Origin of the sequence: Escherichia sp. WS33 (assembly GCF_046486385.1) — a bacterium.
Lineage (GTDB): Bacteria > Pseudomonadota > Gammaproteobacteria > Enterobacterales > Enterobacteriaceae > ECMA0423.
This window is the reverse complement of sequence record NZ_JBJQLJ010000062.1, coordinates 1-4,664: the sequence shown is the minus strand read 5'-3', so window position 1 is coordinate 4,664 and position 4,664 is coordinate 1. Positions and strand designations below refer to the sequence as shown.

The window sequence follows — 4,664 nt, the reverse complement described above, 5'->3', positions numbered from 1 at the left end:
GTGCTTTTGCCGTTACGCACCACTCCGTCAGTAGCTGAACAGGAGGGACAGCTGATAGAAACAGAAGCCACTGGAGCACCTCAAAAACACCATCATACACTAAATCAGTAAGTTGGCAGCATCACCAGGAATCTGATTACTACAAAGATTTTAATGATACACAAAGGATTGCAAGGTTTTCGTCAATGCCGCGCTGAATATACTTTACGTTGGTCACAAACAGATCGTCGCCAACCAATTCTATCTGCTCTCCCAATGCACCATGCAGGATTTTCCATCCAGCCCAGTCATCTTCAGCTACCGTTAAGGGCAGGAAGATCAACTAGGTGCTCTGGGGCTGGTGACCAATGCGGTTGTGCTGTGAAACACACTTTACATGCAGGAGGCGTTGTCACATCTTCGCAAATCGGGAGAAACTCCTGAGGAGTAGCATCCGGCAAGATTATCGCTGCTGATACATAGCCATATAAATATGCTGGGGCATTATACGTCTTCGTTACCGGAAGATATTCTTAAGGGTGAGTTAAGATCATTAAACTTCAATACAAACAATTAATTAAACTCTTAGCGTGGTTTTTTACATCACTGGCCCTCGCCCCCCAATTTTCTCTATGTTTTGCCACTACTTCCCTCATTTTACTGCGCTGTTTGCTACCCCTGAGAATCGACATTACTTGCTATCCAGTCCGCAGCAACTCTCTGGCAACAAAACTTATCAGAATCATAAGTCTGTGCATTATTCGTTCAAGCGCATCGCCAATAAGCGGATGTTGCTGGCCGAGTGTTCTGCTAATCGGATGATAACAAATCCCGTGGTTCGGCATTTTCCTTTGTGCGTGCGTTGATGCTGGTAACGGTAAACGTCATGATGAACATGACCGCGAATAAGACAACAATTGTCGGAGCTGACGCGCTGTCGATAAAAAAGGACAGCCAGACACCAGTCATTGAGACCAATATCGATATGCCAGTTGCCAGCAGGAGCGCAATATGAAAGCGTTGTGTCAGGAGTACCGCAATGGCACCAGGCGCAATGAGAAGAGAAATAGAGAGAATGATACCTACCGCTTTCAGCGTCGCCACAATGGTCAGGGAGACCATGCACAGCAGCCCATAATGCAGCCATCTCGTATGCAAACCGCTTGCCTGCGCCTGTTGATAATCAAAGCTGAACAGCAAAAAATCCCGCCATTTTACGCTAATAACAAGTGTAACCAGTCCGGCAATAATCACCGTCTGGATTATATCGCCGATGGTTATCCCGAGCATGTCGCCGAAAAGAATATGATCAAGATGTACGTCTGGTTTGACTGCAATATACAAGATCAGACCTGCGGCAAACATGCCAGAAAAAACAATCCCCATCACTGTATCTTGCTTGATTCGGCTGTTGTCTTTCAGGTATCCCGTCGCCACCGCACAGAATACTCCGGCGACGAATGCCCCTGTAGCCAGAGGTAACCCCAGAATCCAGGCAAGCACGATGCCAGGAAAAACCGCATGACTCATCGCGTCACCCATCAGTGCCCAACTTTTCAGGACCAGAAAGACCGACAGCAGCGCACAGGGTATGGAAACTACCAGTGAAATCAGCAGTGCGTGACTCATAAAGGTGAACTGCAGTGGCTCCAGTAATAATGCCATCATGAGCGATCCTCCAGCGCTTTATGCGCACGCCGACGATTTGCCAAAAGCCCATGGGTGGGCGCAAAGACAAATGCTAAAAGAAACAGCAGTGTCTGCGCCACCACGATGATTCCACCTGTCGCGCCGTCCAGAAAGTAACTGACCCACGCGCCGAGGAAACTGGTCACACTGCCAATAGTTACAGCAATCATGAGCAGGCGGGGAAAACGATCGGTTAACAACCATGCTGTTGCACCGGGAGTCACCACCAGACAGATCACCAGAAAGGCACCAACCGTTTGCAGCGCCGCAACGGTCGAAACCGACAGCAGGGTGAAGAAGAGGATTTTTAATCTGCCCGGATGCAATCCAATAGCACGGGCGTGATTCTCGTCGAAAAAGGTCACCATAAGATCTTTCCATTTGAAAAAAAGCACGATGATCGAGAGAATGCCAATGATAGTGAGTTGCAGGATATCCGCCGGATCGATTGCCAGAATATTGCCCAGGACGATGGTCTGAATGTTCACGGATGTCGGGTTCAATGACACCATAAACAGCCCCAGGCCAAAAAAGGACGAGAAGATCAGGCCGATGATGGCATCTTCTTTTAAGCGAGTGAGTTGGTTAAGAAACAGCATGCTGCCCGCTGCCAGTCCGCCGGAAAAGAAGGCTCCCAGAGAAAACGGAAGCCCCAGCATATATGCCCCCGCAACACCCGGGACAATAGAGTGCGACAGCGCATCGCCAATCAGCGACCAGCCTTTTAGCATCAGATAGCATGACAGGAAAGCGCAGAGACCGCCGACCATCGCCGAGACCCACATCGCATTGAGCATATATTCATAGCTGAAGGGTTCCAGTAGCGCGTTCATCTTTCTTCCCTCTGCACCGCTGACGGTCGATGTGCCACAAAAGGGCGTTCATCGTCAGTAATAATGCTTTCTTCCGAGCCGTTAAGTGTGACATGGCGCAGTACGCCGCTAAAAGCCAGCTCCAGGTTCTCGGCTGTAAAAGTGGTGTCTGTCGGCCCGCTTGCCAGGACGGTGCCTTTGACCATGACCGTATAATCGCAAAATGTCGTGACGGATCCGAGATTGTGCGTTGAGACAAGCATCGTTTTGCCTTCCGCGCGTAACTCCCTCAACAGGCTGATGATTTTCGCTTCGGTTTTCACATCAACGCCGGTAAAAGGTTCATCCAGCAGGATCACATCACCCTGCTGTGCAATCGCTCTCGCCAGAAAGACGCGTTTCTTTTGTCCACCGGAAAGCTCGCCGATTTGTCGATGGCGAAAATCCACCATATCGACACGTTCCAGCGCATCGGTGACAATCTGACGATCCCTCTTTTTGGCGATACGCAACATACCCATATGCCCATAGCGGCCCATCATCACCACATCTTCCACCAGTACAGGAAATGACCAGTCAACCTCTTCTGACTGAGGGACGTAGGCAACCAGGTTTTTCTGTAGCGCCTGTCGTGTGGGAATACCCAGAACAGATATCTTCCCGCTGGTCAGACGCACAAATCCCATAATCGCTTTAAACAACGTCGATTTTCCGGAACCGTTTACCCCAACCAGAGCGGCAATAGATCCGCCTGGTACTGTGAAGGATGCATCGCGCAGTGCTGTGTGCCCGTTACGCCAGGTGACAGTAACATCATTAACGACAATGCCTGCAGATTGCATCATTATTTCTCCCTTTTTCCGGCTTTAATTCCCTGTACCAGCGTACTGGTAGTAACCTTCAGAAGGTCGATATACGTAGGTACCGGGCCGTTTTCTGTGCTCAGGGAATCGACATAGAGCACACCACCGTAGTGCGCGCCGGTTTCACGCGCAACCTGACGCGCTGGTTTATCGGAAATCGTACTCTCGCTAAAGACTGCCGGGATATGATTTTTCTTAACTATATCAACAACCTTACGTACCTGCTGCGGTGTTCCTTGTTGATCGGCATTAATCGGCCACAGATAAAGCTCTTTTAGCCCCAAATCGCGTGCGAGATAAGAAAAAGCCCCTTCACTGGTGACCATCCATCGCTGATTCTCAGGGAGTTCCGCAATCTGCTTACGCAGGGGGGCAAGGGTTTGGGTAATCTTGGCTTTATAAGTATCGGCATTACGTTGGTAGGTTTGTGCATTTGCCGGATCGTATTTTATAAACGCATCACGAATATTATCGACGTAAATCAGAGCATTATCTGGCGACATCCAGGCATGGGGGTTAGGTTTGCCCTCATAGGGCCCTTCGGTGATCCCTACTGGCGTCACACCCGAAGAGACAATTACTTCTGGAACCCCATTGAGATGCTGGTAAAAGCGTTGGAACCACAATTCCAGATTCATACCATTGGCGAGAATCAGTTGTGCCCCCTGCGCACGTTTAATATCGCCAGGGGTAGGCTGATACTCATGAATTTCTGCACCAGGCTTGGTTATGGATGAGACTTCTGCAGCATCTCCAGCCACGTTTTTGGCCATATCTGCGATGATGGTAAAAGTTGTAATGACCTTGAATTTTTCAGCTGCACTCGCCTGAAATGCTATCGAGCAGGTGAGGACTAGGCACCCCAAGAGCATGGTTACTTTTTTTATTGAGAGCATGATTTAGTACCTATAGTGAGCAAAATTAGAATAAACATAGCAACTACTATGTTTTATAGCAGAAGCTATAAAATGTAAATAATTATCATTAGCGATTATAAGATCCCAACACAGGGATTAGGTTATTTCATGCTGACGATGTGGTATTGAGGATAAAAGTTGGGCAGCGCTTTGGCTTTAAAATGAACTTGTTCAGGACGATTGGTAATGGCAAAGCAAAAATAATGTAGGTTATTGGCAAGTTCTCTAGGACGCAGGAGAGCATGAAAAACCCAGGGGCAGTCACTAAATGAAGGGATCGGTGATGCTGCCAACTTACTGATTTAGTGTATGATGGTGTTTTTGAGGTGCTCCAGTGGCTTCTGTTTCTATCAGCTGTCCCTCCTGTTCAGCTACTGACGGGGTGGTGCGTAACGGCAAAAGCA

The 4,664-nt window shown here is 48.6% G+C and carries 6 protein-coding genes and 2 pseudogenes; 2 read left to right on the top strand and 6 right to left on the bottom strand.

Annotation, left to right across the window (positions count from 1 at the left end; genetic code table 11):
- Both ACJHXA_RS23480 and ACJHXA_RS23475 read right to left on the bottom strand, forming a co-directional pair.
- Positions 1–71 (bottom strand): IS1 family transposase (locus tag ACJHXA_RS23480; protein WP_001568368.1); only part of this gene is annotated, 71 nt, incomplete at its 3' end.
- A gap of 98 nt (positions 72–169) precedes the next feature.
- Positions 170–301, bottom strand: a pseudogene (locus ACJHXA_RS23475) (phosphopyruvate hydratase); the annotation flags it as partial.
- A gap of 6 nt (positions 302–307) precedes the next feature.
- On the opposite strand from ACJHXA_RS23475, the pseudogene ACJHXA_RS23470 reads away from it, so the two are divergent.
- Positions 308–556, top strand: a pseudogene (locus ACJHXA_RS23470) (Tn3 family transposase); the annotation flags it as partial.
- 233 nt (positions 557–789) lie between these two features.
- Here ACJHXA_RS23470 and sitD read toward each other — a convergent pair.
- From sitD to sitA, 4 genes are read right to left on the bottom strand one after another with little or no spacing between them, the layout of a single operon-like run.
- Positions 790–1,647, bottom strand: a complete 858-nt coding sequence (sitD, locus tag ACJHXA_RS23465) for an iron/manganese ABC transporter permease subunit SitD (RefSeq protein WP_000968140.1) — start codon at positions 1,645–1,647, stop codon at positions 790–792.
- Positions 1,644–2,501, bottom strand: a complete 858-nt coding sequence (sitC, locus tag ACJHXA_RS23460; RefSeq protein WP_000992806.1) for an iron/manganese ABC transporter permease subunit SitC — start codon at positions 2,499–2,501, stop codon at positions 1,644–1,646. The genes sitD and sitC overlap by 4 nt, the downstream gene beginning before the upstream one ends.
- Complete coding sequence (gene sitB, locus ACJHXA_RS23455) at positions 2,498–3,325, bottom strand: iron/manganese ABC transporter ATP-binding protein SitB (RefSeq protein WP_000983710.1); 828 nt, start codon at positions 3,323–3,325, stop codon at positions 2,498–2,500. Before sitB ends, sitC begins: the two co-directional genes overlap by 4 nt.
- Positions 3,325–4,239: an iron/manganese ABC transporter substrate-binding protein SitA gene (gene sitA / locus ACJHXA_RS23450; RefSeq protein WP_000949004.1), complete on the bottom strand. Its 915-nt coding sequence runs from the start codon at positions 4,237–4,239 to the stop codon at positions 3,325–3,327. Before sitA ends, sitB begins: the two co-directional genes overlap by 1 nt.
- Positions 4,240–4,594: 355 nt before the next feature.
- Between sitA and ACJHXA_RS23445 the strand changes: the two genes are divergently transcribed.
- The coding region (locus tag ACJHXA_RS23445; RefSeq protein ID WP_001680836.1) for an IS1 family transposase at positions 4,595–4,664 on the top strand (70 nt) is incomplete at its 3' end.